The 13,042-nt window shown below is 64.8% G+C and carries 11 protein-coding genes; 5 read left to right on the top strand and 6 right to left on the bottom strand.

Going from position 1 to position 13,042, the window contains the following annotated elements; genetic code table 11:
• Positions 1–37 precede the first annotated feature (37 nt).
• On the top strand, positions 38–388 hold the full coding sequence (locus tag EO139_RS13205) for a hypothetical protein (protein ID WP_102581409.1): 351 nt from the start codon (positions 38–40) through the stop codon (positions 386–388).
• A gap of 128 nt (positions 389–516) precedes the next feature.
• On the opposite strand, the gene EO139_RS21705 is transcribed toward EO139_RS13205, so the two are convergent.
• Positions 517–1,110 carry a hypothetical protein gene (locus EO139_RS21705; RefSeq protein WP_241235960.1) on the bottom strand — a complete coding sequence of 198 codons (594 nt, stop codon included), beginning with the start codon at positions 1,108–1,110 and terminating at the stop codon, positions 517–519.
• 152 nt (positions 1,111–1,262) lie between these two features.
• Entirely contained in the window at positions 1,263–1,565 is a 303-nt protein-coding gene (locus EO139_RS21825) for a recombinase family protein (protein WP_343136467.1), read from the bottom strand.
• A 671-nt stretch (positions 1,566–2,236) separates the two neighbouring features.
• On the opposite strand from EO139_RS21825, the gene rimO reads away from it, so the two are divergent.
• Entirely contained in the window at positions 2,237–3,607 is a 1,371-nt protein-coding gene (rimO, locus tag EO139_RS13215; protein WP_126970999.1) for a 30S ribosomal protein S12 methylthiotransferase RimO, read from the top strand.
• A gap of 125 nt (positions 3,608–3,732) precedes the next feature.
• Here the strand turns inward: rimO and greB are convergent, their stop codons facing one another.
• Complete coding sequence (gene greB, locus EO139_RS13220) at positions 3,733–4,239, bottom strand: transcription elongation factor GreB (protein WP_126971001.1); 507 nt, start codon at positions 4,237–4,239, stop codon at positions 3,733–3,735.
• A 106-nt stretch (positions 4,240–4,345) separates the two neighbouring features.
• Between greB and EO139_RS13225 the strand changes: the two genes are divergently transcribed.
• Positions 4,346–5,812: a rhomboid family intramembrane serine protease gene (locus tag EO139_RS13225; protein ID WP_164739840.1), complete on the top strand. Its 1,467-nt coding sequence runs from the start codon at positions 4,346–4,348 to the stop codon at positions 5,810–5,812.
• A gap of 412 nt (positions 5,813–6,224) precedes the next feature.
• On the opposite strand, the gene EO139_RS13235 is transcribed toward EO139_RS13225, so the two are convergent.
• The gene (locus tag EO139_RS13235; protein ID WP_164739841.1) at positions 6,225–7,499 is read right to left on the bottom strand and encodes a DUF4013 domain-containing protein; all 1,275 of its coding nucleotides are present in this window, start codon (positions 7,497–7,499) and stop codon (positions 6,225–6,227) included.
• A 364-nt stretch (positions 7,500–7,863) separates the two neighbouring features.
• Here EO139_RS13235 and nudK point away from each other — a divergent pair, with 364 nt between their 5' ends.
• Positions 7,864–8,463, top strand: coding sequence for a GDP-mannose pyrophosphatase NudK (gene nudK / locus EO139_RS13240; protein WP_126971003.1), 600 nt, complete (start codon positions 7,864–7,866; stop codon positions 8,461–8,463).
• Positions 8,464–8,526: 63 nt separating this feature from the next.
• On the opposite strand, the gene EO139_RS13245 is transcribed toward nudK, so the two are convergent.
• On the bottom strand, positions 8,527–9,048 hold the full coding sequence (locus tag EO139_RS13245; protein ID WP_241235961.1) for a hypothetical protein: 522 nt from the start codon (positions 9,046–9,048) through the stop codon (positions 8,527–8,529).
• 123 nt (positions 9,049–9,171) lie between these two features.
• The gene (locus EO139_RS13250) at positions 9,172–10,677 is read right to left on the bottom strand and encodes a helicase HerA-like domain-containing protein (RefSeq protein WP_126971007.1); all 1,506 of its coding nucleotides are present in this window, start codon (positions 10,675–10,677) and stop codon (positions 9,172–9,174) included.
• 283 nt (positions 10,678–10,960) lie between these two features.
• Between EO139_RS13250 and EO139_RS13260 the strand changes: the two genes are divergently transcribed.
• Positions 10,961–12,544 carry a transglycosylase SLT domain-containing protein gene (locus tag EO139_RS13260; RefSeq protein ID WP_104581940.1) on the top strand — a complete coding sequence of 528 codons (1,584 nt, stop codon included), beginning with the start codon at positions 10,961–10,963 and terminating at the stop codon, positions 12,542–12,544.
• The last annotated feature ends 498 nt before the right edge of the window (positions 12,545–13,042 follow it).

Genomic DNA, 13,042 nt, shown 5'->3' on the forward strand with positions numbered 1-13,042 from the left:
TCGGATTCAACAATTCTGCATCAATCGGGCCGAGCTAATGGTTGCGTCTTCGTTTGACGTCGTTGCTGGCCAGTTGGCACTTGCATCCTGGTTTATCGCGTTCGCCCTGGTGCTGCTGGGTTGGACCCGCAGGATTCGGGGGCATGTTGGGCGCGCGATCAAATACAGTGCCATAGTAAGCTTGGTTGTCGGGCTGGCACTGGCGTACTTGCTACCGTCGTCCAGCTACATCTTGAAATTTACGGTGATGCTTGCGCTCTCGATCTACATGGGCGCCGTCGGGCTGAAATACGGGCCTCGCAGGAGCGCATGGGGTGGTTTGCTAGCGGCAATCCTCGGCTACCCCGTCGTGGCGTTCCAATATGTGCTGATGGAAATGGCCAGGTAATTTCCTGCCCACTAACGCACAATTCCTGTGGGCATAAGCGCGCTTGAAATGAAACGGCATCGACAGCAGTAGCGCGTCTCAGACCACTATGGCTGACGTGTGATGGCCGGGGCAGATCCCAACCCCGCTCAGCGTGACACCGACCCAAGGGAGGCCTCACTTTGGGACGTAGCCTCCGCGATACCAGGGGGCAGCGGAATTTGTACCGTGTCGATCTCCTCGCCAGCCTTCCAACCTCCGGTTTGCCGATCGATTTGCAGCAGTCGGGCGCCGCCACGCTTTGCCATGAGCAAGAGGTCAATGGTGCCCTTCCACGACCGCGAGTGTTCGGGCTTTCTGCCTCGATGGAACACCACGATTCGGTCGAAAGTGTCGGCTACCAGTTGGCGGGCCTTGATGCGCGCGTCATGGTCAAGTGCCTCGACTCCTTCGACTAGGCCTGCCCACGCCTTTGCGGCCGCTGGTTCTGGGGACAGGGCGACAGCTGCCAGCTCGTGTTCCAGTGCTTCCACCCGCCTCTGCTGCTCTGCCAACTCGAACTCAAGCTCGCGGGCGCGGCGCAAGAATGCGGCCGGGGCCTGACCAGCATCGGAAGCCAGCAGGGCATCGGTGATCTTATCTATGCGAGCCGTGGTATCCGAAACCTGTACACGAGCGATAGTCAGCTGGCCGGCAATACCGTCGGCGCGATTCCCGGAATCGAGAAGCCTAGACAGATTCATTTGGTTTGCGCAGAACGTCACCAGGGCATGCTCTATCGGGACTACGCTACAGCTGCCGGCGACCGGGCAGCCTCCTCCCTAAGAGTTACTCACGCAGATCAGGCGCCGGTGTCCGTTCTGGGGGCGTCCATCCTCCCGGCGGCCACGGGTCATCAATTCTGAGACACCATCGCTGCCCCGCAGTACCCGCAGAATGCAATCCGCATCCCGGTGATAAGTCCAGGAATTTCACCGGTGCCCTTACCGCGTGAACGTTGTGCCGTCAGGTGCTGCAGTTCGGCGAACTCTGCAGGTGAAAGTAGGGGAGGGTAGTAGCCAGCCAGTCGGTACTCCTGCCCGTCGACCTCCAGCACCTTTTCCCCGATCAAGGCCCTATTTCGCACGATTCGGTATAGCTGCTGGGAAGGGTTGCCGCCGTTTGTGATCTGCAAACCCCTGTCAGCCAGGGTTCTCATGATTCCGAACAGCACCGTGCCCCTCGCGGAACATGCTTCCTGCAGTGCGCACCGCTTCCCCGCGCTCCGGCACAATTTCAAAGGCTTGGCCAACTAAGTGGAGCCAATGCGGATCTTTGCCGTTGCGCACGAGTCCGTGCCACGTGCCGGCCATCCAGCCCTGGCACTGCCGATGAATCGCTGCTCGCACCCTTTTGCTTTTGGTATCTGATTCCTCGTGGGCACGGATCATGACACAGGAGGCTGTACACCAGATCCATCGGCTGGGCCTTGAGTCCCTCGCGGTTGTACTTCCGTCCGTCGCTGGCGATTACGACGGTGATGCCGGCGTTGATGATCTGCGCTAGTTGCGCTTGAGCTTGGATAGGCTCCGCGCGGCTGAGGCTGTCCAGCCCTCCGACCACCAACACGGATCCTGCAGGGATGCGCGCGTCATCGATCGCCTGCAGGAACAAGCCCGGAACGCCACGTGTGACGTGGCGCTGGTGATAGGCCGACAGTCCTGCATACTGCATTTACTGCTCTGAATCCAGCGTCATGCCGTGCTCCGCCGCCCGCGTCTTGCATACTCCATCTGTCGATCGGCGCTGCTGCTCGCGGCCTGCTTCGGATCGCTGAATCGCAAGTAGCTGTAAACTCTGGCCTTTGTAGCCATAGAGCCAGGTGTCGCTGTGTCGGATAGCAGAAGTGTAGGGTTTGTATCGTTAGGCTGTCCGAAGGCGCTCGTCGACTCCGAACGCATCCTCACCCAGCTGCGCGTGGAGGGCTACGACATCGTGCCCAGCTACGACGCTGCCGACGTGGTGGTGGTCAACACCTGCGGTTTCATCGATTCGGCGGTGACCGAGTCGCTGGACGCGATCGGCGAGGCGATGAACGCCAACGGCAAGGTGATCGTCACCGGCTGCCTGGGCAAGCGCCCGGAACAGATCCGCGAGGCCTACCCGCAGGTGCTGGCGGTGTCCGGCCCGCAGGACTACCAGAGCGTGATGGAGGCGGTGCATGCGGCACTGCCGCCGCGCCACGACCCGTTCGTCGATCTGGTGCCCGACTACGGCATCAAGCTGACCCCGCGCCATTACGCGTATCTGAAGATTTCCGAAGGCTGCAACCACCGCTGCAGCTTCTGCATCATCCCGTCCATGCGCGGCGACCTGGCCTCGCGGCCTGTGGATGAGGTCCTGCGCGAAGCCGAGCGGCTGGTGCGCGGCGGGGTCAAGGAATTGCTGGTGGTCTCGCAGGACACCTCCGCCTATGGCGTGGATCTGAAGTATGCCGAGCGCCCGTGGCGCGACCGCATGTACCAGACCCGCATGAAGGCGCTGTGCGAAGGCTTGTCGGAACTGGGCGTGTGGACGCGGCTGCATTACGTGTATCCGTACCCGCACGTGGATGATGTGATTCCGCTGATGGCCGAAGGCAAGCTGCTGCCGTATCTGGACATCCCGTTCCAGCACGCCAGCCCGCGCATCCTCAAGCTGATGAAGCGCCCGGGCGCGGTGGAAAAAACCCTCGAGCGCGTGCAGCGCTGGAAGGCGATGTGCCCGGAGATCACGGTGCGCTCCACCTTCATCGTCGGTTTTCCCGGCGAGACCGATGCCGAATTCGAATCGCTGCTCGACTTCCTGGATCAGGCCCAGCTGGACCGCGTCGGTGCGTTCGCCTATTCCCCGGTGGAAGGCGCCAGCGCCAACGCGCTGCCGGATCAGGTGCCGGAAGAGCTCAAGCAGGAGCGCCTGGCGCGCTTCATGGCCCGGCAGGCGGAGATATCTGCCGCGCGGCTGGAGGCGAAGATCGGCAGCGTGCAGCAATGCCTGGTCGACCTGATCGAAGACGATATCGCGGTGGCGCGCTCGCGCGCGGACGCACCGGAGATCGATGGCCTGGTACATATCCAGAACGGCGGCGAGCGCGGCTTGAAGGTGGGCGACCTGGTCGATGTGGAAATCACCGACAGTGACGAGCACGATCTGTTCGGCGATGCATTGCCGGCCAATGTCGCAATCCAGCAGGGACGTCCGTTGAATCTGCAGATGGTGTAACTGGGCGCTGGTCCTTGCACATCTGTCCGTAGGAGCGCACTTGTGCGCGATGGGGCCTTATCGATAACGCCCCATCGCGCACAAGTGCGCTCCTACACGCAGGTCAGCAGAGTGCGATCACTCGCTTACTGAGTGACGTAATCCACTGACACCACCACGAAGGTGTGCTTGCCCGACGGCAACTGCGCTTCGAACTCGTCGTCCACGCGTTTTTTCAGCAGCGCGCGTGCCAAGGGCGAGTCGATGCTGATCCAGCCGCGCGCGGCGTCGGTTTCGTCCGGGCCGACGATGCGGTAGCGCAGCATCTCGCCGCTGGCGGCATCTTCCAGCTCCACCTGCGCCCCGAAGAACACCGCCTGCGGGTCGGTGGGGGCGGTGTCCACCACGCGCAACGCTTCCAGCCGTTTGCTCAGGTAGCGCACGCGGCGGTCGATCTCGCCGAGCTGCTTCTTGCGATAGGTGTACTCGGCATTCTCCGAGCGGTCGCCCTCGGCCGCGGCGGCGGCCAGCGCACGAACCACTTCCGGCCGACGCACGCGCCACAGCTCTTCCAGCTCGGCCTTGAGCAGGGCGTGGCCGTCGGGCGTGATCAGTGCGGTGCTTTTTTCGGCGGGCGGGCGCCAGCGGCTCATGGGCGGTGTATCCGACAGCGGGGCCGCGATGCTAGCGCGCATGGCCGGCTTGCGCATCTGCCGTCGCACGGCGAAGCTTTGCGCTCTCTCGGACACGGACGTTGTCATGCTGTTGATGCCGCTGCACAAACCCTGGTCGCGCCAGAACATTCCCTGGGTGACGCTGCTGCTGGTGTTGGTCAATGTGGTGGTCTACCTGGGCTATCAACGCAAGGACGACGCGCTGGTCGAAAACGCGGTGCGCTACTACGTCGAGTCCGGCCTCGGTGCACTGGAGGCGCAAGCCCACGAGCGCTATCTGCAGCAGACCGACGACACCAAGTTGCGCGCTGCGCGCCGGGCCAGGCTGGACAGCGTGCCGGCGCGCCAACGCCTTGCGTATCTGGCGCACCTGACGATGCACGACGTGGCCTTCGCACAGGCGTTGCGCAGCGGCGCATTGTTCGAGGACCAGGCGCGCTTGAGCGAATGGCGCACATTGCGCGCCCCCTACGATGCACGCCTGTCCAGGGTGTTCACGCTGCGGCATCTGCAGCGCAGCTCCGAGTGGTCTCCCGCGAGGATGCTGACGGCCACCTTCCTGCATGGCAGCTTCGATCATTTGCTGGGCAACATGCTGTTTCTGCTGGCGCTGGGCACCTTGCTGGAAGGGGCGATCGGCAGCGGCTGGTTCCTGCTGCTGTATCTGCTCGGCGGCTTTGGCGCCAGCGCGGCCAGCCTGTGGTGGCGCTGGGGAGCGCCGGGCGGTGGCCTGGGCGCCTCCGGTGCGATCGCCGCCTTGATGGGCGCGTTCTGCGTGGTCTGGGGCCGGCGCAAGGTGCGCTTCTTCTACTGGTTCTTCGTGGTATTCGACTACGTGCGCGGTCCGGCGATCCTGCTGCTGCCGCTGTGGCTGGGTTGGGAGCTGTACAGCCTGTTCTGGAACGACAACGGCGACGTCGCCTTCGAGGCGCATGCCGGTGGCCTGATCAGTGGCGCGTTGCTCGGTGTCGCGTTGGTGCTACTGCGGCGCACGCGTGAGTCCTTTATGGAGGAGAACGAGGCAGTGCTGGTGGACGATCGCTGGGAGCGCGCGCAGCGACATCTGGGACGCATGGAAAACGCGGAAGCCGAGCGCCTGCTGGCGGAGCTTGCCAGCGAGCAGCCGCATCGTCTGGACGTGGCGCTCGCGCGCTACCGCACCGCGCGCAATGCCGGTCGCAGCCAGGACAGCGTGCGGCATGCGCAAACGCTATTGCAGCTGCACACCCATCACGCCGAACAGACGCGCAACCAGCTGACGGTGGCTGCCGAACTGAGCAAGGCCGGGATCGACTACGCGCCATCGGTCCGCATGGCGCTGATCGCCACCTGCCTGCGCAATGGACTGCTGGCCGATGCCGAACGTCTGTTGAAGGAGGTTGGGCTGGATGTGCCGCGCGATGAGCTGGCGCAGCACTGGTTCGTGCTGGCCTTGCGACACGGCGAGTTGCAGGACGGCGCGCAGCGTACGCGCCTGTTACGCCATGTACTGGATCAGTTTCCCGAGCAGGGGCAGGCCGGCAAAGCGCGCTTTTTGCTCGAAAACGGATGAGTGGTTTCTGCGCGATCCGTGTTGCCAACGCAAGCGGTGAGGGCATCGCGCGCTCGACTCACCGAGCTTTGACCTGGCATTTGACTGCACTTGAAAGGCACTGCTACGCGAGGTCCGGGTTGCTGTTGTGTCTTCTGCCTCGAGCAGAATTATCTAGCGCGGATGGATGAGTTGCAGAGCGGTGGATCTGCAGCCTGGCTGCAGGGCCCTTACCCGCCCACCATCGCAGGACACGCCGCAGGTACGTCCCTGTAGGCTCTTGCGCGGCATCCATGCCGCGTAAGGTCCCGCGATGGTGGGCGGGCAAGGACCAGTCGAGATGGTCGGTCTGTAGGGCTGCGAGCAGTACACGTCGCGCGACGGACCGATGGTGGAGCATCTGAGCTGCTCCTTAACAAACTTTGTTGGCTGCTCAGGCTGGTTGGATCGCCACTGCTTTCAACACGGCTTCCAGCTTCGCGCGCAGTGCATCATCGTCGCAGTGAGCCAGTGCGTCTTGCAGTACCTCGCGCGCCTGCTCGTCGCGGCCGAACCGTTCGGCCAGCAGCAGGCCCGCGTCCAGTGACCAGGCCGGCATCATCCGATCGCGCGGCCATGCGGCGATGGCCGCAAGCAGGCCATCGGTCGCCAGCTGGAACTGCCCGGCCATCTTCGCGCGCTCGGCCAGCAAGGTGGCTTGCTCAGGCGTCAGCGGGGTGAACGTGGAGTCGCCATCCAGCGCTTCGCGCTGCAACCCGAGCGCGCGACGCTCCTGTCTTTCCTGCAGCAGACGATTGATGTACTGGCGGGTGTGCTCGCGCAGTTCGTCGTTGCGACGGTGTTGGCGCAGCAGGCGCTGATACAGCTCGTGCACCGCCAGGCTCACCGCACGCGAACGCACCGCCGCGCGCAGTGTCTGGAATGCTTCATCGGAATGGCCATCGCGCACGTACTGTTCTGCTTCGTCGAGCAGGCGCTGATCCGGGTCTTCGCGCTCGGACGCCGCGCCGCCGCTGGGAACGTAGCCCAGTTCTTCGTGGTACTGGTACACCAGATAACCCATCAGGTGGAAGCTGGCGAACAGGCTCCAGATCGAGGCAATCACGATCGTCGCCTCGCGCACGATCGGCGGCAGAGACTTCACCGCGATGAAGATCGCTGCGGTAGCGCTGCCCTGGATCACGTACAGCAAACCGTATGCGGCCAGATACGGCCAGCCGATGCGCAGAGCCATGTCGATCGACACGGCCGGGTTGAGGGCGCGGCGCAGGCTGCCGTCGATGGCCAGCGCAATCATCATGCCCGGCAGCAGCAACTGCACCACCAGGTACGCGATGGTCAGGCCGGGCTTGCCCGCCAGCACGCCTGCCGCACCGATGACGATGCCCAGCGCAAACGCCAGCAGGATCAGCCGCAGCACCGCGCTGTCGAAGCTGTTGTAGCCCAGCCGCGGAGCATCGGCTTGCCCGTCGGCGGTATGGCGCAGGATGTCGAAGGCATAGGTGTAGGTGGCCATGCCCAGCACGCCGGCAATCACCAGTTTCAGGATGCCCGGCAGCACCAGCAGCGCGCTGCACAGCGTCAGTGCAATCAATGCGTAAAGCGCCGAGCCGCGCAGCGGATAGCTGGCGATGGCAGGAATGCGGGTCCAGAACGGTGCCGGCGCGGTCTGCGCGGCCACCTTGCGTGCGCGAAAACGGTCTTCCATGACGCTCCCCAGGCGTGTGATGTGAACGGATTGTGCGGTGGCGCGTGCCGTCGCGCAATTGGGGCAGGGCGAATCAACTGAGTCTGGAATGGCCATTGCTTGGCGGCATGTCGCCGTCACGGTCTGGATATTTGCTGGCCCGGCCGGGCGGGTGTCAGCGCCGGCATTGCATCGGGGCGCGTCAGGTCTCCGATGGCATGATGCGTGTATCGACAGGCCGCCGATGCACTATGTGCGTCATTGCCTGACGCGCCGACTGAGCGGTAGGTAACATGGTGGCCCGCCGCAATCCTTGCGGCCCATACGAGCGACCGGGCGCGCCGCGTCCCGGCACTGCCATCGCTCGCATCACAAGGAGTGTCGCTTGAATCCATCCGCCACCGGCAACCCGCAGGTCCGCATTCGCAGCATCGATGTGCTCTCGGACAATTGGTACGTGCTGCGCAAGGTCACGTTCGATTTTCAGCGCAAGAACGGCCGCTGGCAGACCCTGTCGCGCGAGGCCTACGATCGTGGCAATGGCGCCACCATCCTGCTGTATAGCCGTGCCAGGCAGACGGTGATGCTCACCCGCCAGTTCCGCTTGCCGACGCTGCTCAACGGGAACCCCGACGGCATGCTGATCGAAGCCTGCGCCGGGTTGCTGGATATGGACGATCCGCAGACCTGCATCCGCAAGGAAACCGAAGAGGAAACTGGCTACCGGATCGACAACGTGCGCAAGGTGTTCGAGGCGTTCATGAGCCCGGGCTCGGTCACTGAACGTCTGTATTTCTTTGTCGGCGAATACTTCGACGGCGACAAGGTCGGCGAGGGCGGCGGGCTCGAAGAAGACGGCGAGGAGATCGAGGTGCTGGAACTGTCCCTCGACTCCGCGCTGGCGATGATCGCTACCGGTGAGATCGCCGATGCCAAGACCATCATGTTGCTGCAATACGCCAAGTTGCATGGTGTGCTGGGCTAACGTATCGCGCGGCGACCAGCATCTAAGTCAGCCGGTTCCGCGCGTTGGCACCTGGGCTCGTGCTTAACGGACGCGTCTCAACACCTTGTCGCGGTGTTCTGGTGGACTGCCGCTATGGCAGTTATGGCCGTCTTGAGCTAACGACAAGACGGCTTGCTGTCCATTCGGACCGGTTTCCTGGTTGATCCGAAATCCATACATATTCGGGTCGAGCGAGAGATCGGAGACGTCGTCGCGCGAGAGAATCAGGCACTCGTCTCCCATTTGATCGAGCCACCAAGGCCCGCGCTCGGTAGTGCTTGCTGTGCCGCGTTGCGTCTTGGGTGCGATACATGTCGTCTTCAAAATATAGTGCCGGCTTTGCTTGTTTCCTTTGATGGCTTCAAGCCAAAGTTCTGCGCGGACGGCCTGGCACTGCGTGTTGTTTGGGTGCAACTTGCCGACATAGTGGCCAGCGAGCAGGTGCTGCCTGCTCGCTGGCCACGCGGTGGGTGGGTCGACTTGATGTGCCTTCTGCTCAGCGATCACTGATCCGGTGCTGGAAAGCAAGAAGAGTGACGTGATGGCGGCTGCGTATCCTTGCATCTTGCGAGTCTCCTGACTGTGCGGATGTAGCGTTGCAAGAGCCTGCTTGCATGTGACCTCTGGCTGGTAACGCCTGGTGGCAAGCAATCAGGCAATCGCCCAACCACGGTTGTGACACTGCGATCAGCGCTTCCCACCGAAGATGCTGCCGAAGATACCGCGCACGATTTGCTGGCCGATCCTGTTGCCGATCTTACGCGAGGTCTGCTTGGCCATCGTTTCGAGCATGCCCTGGCGGCGGCTGGTGCCGAACACCGCGTCCTTGACCGCCTTGCCGAAGCCGCTGTCTTGCACATCGTCCTGTTCGCGCGTGCGCGCCGGCGGTGCGGCGTTATGTTCGGCGACCTGCTCGACGCGGCGCGCCAGCAGCTCGGCGGCCGATTCACGGTTGATCGCGGTGTCGTAGCGGGTGCCGACCGGGCTGGCGGCGCGCACCTGCGCGCGCTCGGTCTCGCTGATGGCACCCATGCGGCAGCGTGGCGGGGCGATCAAGGTCTGCTGCACCGGCGCCGGCACGCCCTTGCCTTGCAGTGGTGACACCAGTGCCTCGCCGGTTCCGAGGCTGGAGATCGCCGTGGCCACATCGAGTTTGGGATTGGCCACGAAGGTCTGCGCCGCGGCCCTGACCGCCTTCTGATCGCGCGGGGTGAACGCGCGCAAGGCATGCTGCACGCGGTTACCCAGTTGGCCAAGGATGGTGTCCGGAATGTCGTCGGGAAACTGCGAGCAGACATACACGCCCACGCCCTTGGAGCGGATCAGCCGAACGACCTGCTCGATCCGCTGCACCAGTGCGGCCGGCGCGTCGTCAAACAGCAGATGCGCTTCGTCGAACACGAACACCAGCTTGGGGTGTTCCAGATCGCCCACCTCGGGCAGGCGTTCGAACAGTTCCGACAACAGCCACAGCAGGAAGGTGGAATACAGCTTCGGCTTGAGCACCAGTTGGTTGGCCGCCAGGATGCCGATCACGCCGCGGCCGTCCGCAGACACGCGCATCAGGTCGGCCAGCTCCAGCGCCGGCTCGCCGAAGAAGTGCTCGCCACCGTCCTGCGCCAGCCGCAGCAGGGCGCGCTGGATCGCGGCCACCGACTGGCTGGAGACCAGACCATAGCTGGTGGACAGTTCCTTGCGCTCCTGGACGACCAGTGCGAGCAATGCGCGCAGGTCGTCCAGGTCCAGCAACAGCAGGCCACGGTCATCGGCCAGCTTGAACACGATGTCGAGCACGCCGGACTGGGTGTCGTTGAGTTCCAGGATGCGCGCCAGCAGGGTAGGGCCCATCTCGCTGACGGTGGTGCGCACCGGATGCCCGAGCTGGCCGTACAGGTCCCAGAGCACCACCGGGCTGGCGGCCGGCGCGTAGTCGGCGATGCCGATATCCGTGGCGCGCTGCAGCACGCCGGCGGCGCCATCGCCGGCCATCGCCAGGCCGGCGACATCACCTTTCACATCGGCCAGGAACACCGGTACGCCCAGGCGCGAGAAGCCTTCGGCCAGGGTCATCAGGGTCACGGTCTTGCCGGTGCCGGTGGCGCCGGCCACCAGCCCGTGGCGATTACCGAAGCGTCCTTCCAGTACGACCGGGATGTCGTCGGTGACGCTTTTGCCGAGCAGGAACGAGGCCATTGCGCAGGTCCGGTGGGAAAAGCCGGATTCTAGCGGGCAACGTGGCTGGCCAAATCGCGCGGGGGCGACCCCGCACTTTGGTCGGCCGGTCCGCTGCCAATCGCCAGCAGGCAGTTCGACGCCGCCGCCGGTTTGCCAGCCGCTGACCGCCAGTGCCCGCGGGCATTCCACGCGCCGGGCGCAACGGCCAAGCTAACGGCCCACTGACCCTGCTGCCCCCGCCGCCTTGCCCCGGTGTTGCCCCGGCGGCTACCCTGCCTGCCTTTCCGCTGTACTGCCTACGATGCCGCTCGCTCATTTTGGTTTGCGCCCATGGCCGGTTCTGGTCGTGGTGGCGCTGATGTCTGTCGTCCCCGCTGCCCACGCCATTTCCAAACGCGACACGGAGAAGGCGGCCGTGCTCGATGCCCGCATGGCCGCCGCCGAAAAGCGTTATCGCGATGCGCTGGTGCTGGTGAACAACTCCGACCCCAAGGGCACTGCCGAAGGCGATGCCGCGCTGGAGGACATGGAAGACGTCATCGACGCCTGCATCAAGCAGCGCGGCTGCCTGGTCGCCAATCAGCTGGCCACCTACAAGCGCCTGCTGAAGGCGCGCGCCGATGCCGAGGCCCCGGCCGCCGAGGATCCGGAAGATGACGACACGCTGCTGCAGGCCGACCCGGACCACCTCGGCCCGGCGGCCAACGGCGTGCCCGAGGCGGCGCGTGCGGCCACGTTGCTCAACGACCAGCGCCACGATTTCGACAAGATGGTGCAGTACAACCCGGCGGTGCAGGCCGGCATCCGCCGCTGGCTGACCGACATGCGCCCGGCGCTGCTGACCAGCTACGAGAACTACAGCAACCTGCGCGGGGTGATGTGGCCGGAATGGCAGAAACGCGGCCTGCCCGAGGCGCTGCTGTTCGGCATCATGGCCAAGGAATCCAACGGCAAGGTGCACGCCAGCTCGCGCGCCGGTGCGGCTGGGTTGATGCAGTTCATGCCCGCCACCGGGCGTCGCTTCGGGCTGGGCCCGGACGGCACCGGCTTCGACACGCGCTTCGATGCACGCAGCGCCGCCGAGGCCAGCGCTGCCTACCTCAACGAGCGCATGGCCGGGCTCAACCGCAACATCGAACTGGCGCTGGCCGCCTACAACGGGGGCGAGGGCCGCGCCGCGCGCGTGTTCACGCAGAGTGGCGGGCGCGGGTTCTGGGAGCAGGACGTCTACAACCAGTTCCCGGCCGAAACCAAGGACTACGTGCCGATGGTGATCGCGGCGGCCTGGATCTTCCTGCACCCGCGCCAGTACGGCGTGGATTTCGCCAAGCTCGACGCGCAGCCGGCCACGCTGAAGCTGGCCAAGTCCACCACCATCTACGAGCTCACCATCTGCCTGGGCAGCATGGGTACGCGCGACGGCTACATGCGCGCACTGCGCAACCTCAACCCGCGCTACGAATCTGATGGCTGGATCCCGGCCGGCACCGTCATCAACGCCACCAACCGCATCGCCAGCCTGTACACGCGCTACTGCGTCAGCGGCCCGCGCGCGGACCTGGCGCGCACCCTGATCACTGCCGACCTCAACAGCGCGATCGTGCGCAGCAGCGGCGCTCCGGAATACGTGCCGAGCGTGGCGGTGGGCGATGTCAGCCCGATGGCCGGCGTGCCGACCACCGTGGCCACCGGCCAGCCGGCGATCGCCAAGCCCAAGGCCAGGCAGGCGCGCAGCTACACCATCGCCAGGGGCGACACGCTCGGCCGCGTCGCGCAGAAATACCAGTGCGAAATCAAGGAACTGGCCAAGGCCAATGGCCTGAAGGCGCCGTCGTACGCGCTCAAGCCGGGGCAAAGCATCAAGCTGGCCGGCTGCGATCGCTGACCAGCGCTTGCAGTCCCACGTCGGGTAGAACACGGCCAGCCGCATTAGCGAGCTGCGCTGGGCGGACGACCCGGAAGAGCGGTCGTCGCCCCCGTAGGAGCGGACCCGGCCGCGACGAGGCAGTCCCGGTAGCTTCATCGGCGCAGGCAAGGCAGTTCCGAATCGGAGGCCGGAGTCATGAAGGCGCAAGCCCCAAGCCTCACTGCGAATGCCACGTCGCGGTCGGGCCCGCTCCTACAACCGCATCGTTCTTGTTGGGAGCCGGAGTGGGCATCGGTCTTGTAGCGAGCGAGCCTGGCGGCGATGACACCGTCACGGCGGCGTTTCGTCGCGGACCCATGCTCCTGTATCGGAGTAGGCCATCGAGCTGACCAGCGGCGATCGTCGGCCAGCGCAGGCAAGCCTACCGCATCGGGCCACTGCGCCGGGCTGCGCCGGGCTGCGCCGTTGTAGGAGCGGACCTGGCCGCGACGAAGCAGTCCCGGTAGTTCCAACGCA

The organism is Xanthomonas sp. BRIP62411 (assembly GCF_003993525.1).
Taxonomy (GTDB): Bacteria; Pseudomonadota; Gammaproteobacteria; order Xanthomonadales; family Xanthomonadaceae; genus Xanthomonas; species Xanthomonas euroxanthea.

Bases quoted from the DNA above. Each gene is read 5' to 3' on its own strand.
- EO139_RS13205 (WP_102581409.1), top strand. From the start codon at position 38: ATGGTTGCGTCTTCGTTTGACGTCGTTGCTGGCCAGTTGGCACTTGCA.
- EO139_RS21705 (WP_241235960.1), bottom strand. From the start codon at position 1,110: ATGAATCTGTCTAGGCTTCTCGATTCCGGGAATCGCGCCGACGGTATT.
- EO139_RS21825 (WP_343136467.1), bottom strand. From the start codon at position 1,565: ATGAGAACCCTGGCTGACAGGGGTTTGCAGATCACAAACGGCGGCAAC.
- greB (WP_126971001.1), bottom strand. From the start codon at position 4,239: ATGAGCCGCTGGCGCCCGCCCGCCGAAAAAAGCACCGCACTGATCACG.
- EO139_RS13225 (WP_164739840.1), top strand. From the start codon at position 4,346: ATGCTGTTGATGCCGCTGCACAAACCCTGGTCGCGCCAGAACATTCCC.
- EO139_RS13235 (WP_164739841.1), bottom strand. From the start codon at position 7,499: ATGGAAGACCGTTTTCGCGCACGCAAGGTGGCCGCGCAGACCGCGCCG.
- EO139_RS13245 (WP_241235961.1), bottom strand. From the start codon at position 9,048: ATGCAAGGATACGCAGCCGCCATCACGTCACTCTTCTTGCTTTCCAGC.
- EO139_RS13250 (WP_126971007.1), bottom strand. From the start codon at position 10,677: ATGGCCTCGTTCCTGCTCGGCAAAAGCGTCACCGACGACATCCCGGTC.
- EO139_RS13260 (WP_104581940.1), top strand. From the start codon at position 10,961: ATGCCGCTCGCTCATTTTGGTTTGCGCCCATGGCCGGTTCTGGTCGTG.